This window comes from Bradyrhizobium sp. Crot121 (assembly GCF_059512385.1).
The window spans coordinates 1-557 of record NZ_JCAMOR010000330.1 but is presented as its reverse complement, the minus strand read 5'-3'; the positions used below and the strand labels follow the sequence as shown (position 1 = coordinate 557).

Annotated in this window: 2 protein-coding genes; both read right to left on the bottom strand. The window is 64.1% G+C overall.

Annotation, left to right across the window (positions count from 1 at the left end; translation table 11 throughout):
- Positions 1 to 90: 90 nt before the first annotated feature.
- Entirely contained in the window at positions 91 to 339 is a 249-nt protein-coding gene (locus AC5ZGW_RS46820; protein WP_035691821.1) for a hypothetical protein, read from the bottom strand.
- A 2-nt stretch (positions 340 to 341) separates the two neighbouring features.
- The coding region (locus tag AC5ZGW_RS46815; RefSeq protein WP_496114224.1) for a hypothetical protein at positions 342 to 557 on the bottom strand (216 nt) is incomplete at its 5' end.

Below are 557 nucleotides of genomic sequence, written 5' to 3'. Positions count from 1 at the left end.
CGGCGGAGATCAGCAGGAAACGCCAGTAACCGCGCCCCTGCGGTTTCTGGCCGTGCTCGCGCTCGTAACGCGCAGTGCAGATTGTCAGGGTCATCGCATGAATTCTCTGAACGGATTGGGGAACGGAGGCGGCGGCGGTGGCGGGCCGTCCGTCCGGCATTCGGCAGCGGCCCGGATCGAAAGCCGGTGCCCCTGCAGCTCGCGCTCGATGATCGGCGGGTACAGATCGCGCGCCGCGGCCTTGCAGGCCTCGCGGTTGGCGAAGTCGGTCGCGATCGATGTGATCGAGACCGAGCCGGTATCGGTGAGCGCAAGCACGGTGGCGAACAGTTTCCACATCGTCATTGCCTCGGCGGCGGCGGTTGCCGGGGATCACGGCCTTCCGCAATAGCGGTCCGGATGGCTTCGACCTGTTCGCCATAGGAAGGATTGAAGGGCACAGGCGGCGTGTCGAGTTCGATCCAGCCCTTACGCCGATAACTATCGACGATGATGCGATAGGCGAAGAAGGCATAGACTGGCCACATGAGGCCAGAGGTGAGCAGCGCCAGTAGCAA

What these genes read in the sequence shown, in the direction of transcription:
- AC5ZGW_RS46820 (WP_035691821.1), bottom strand. Translation starts at nt 339, where the DNA reads ATGTGGAAACTGTTCGCCACCGTGCTTGCGCTCACCGATACCGGCTCG.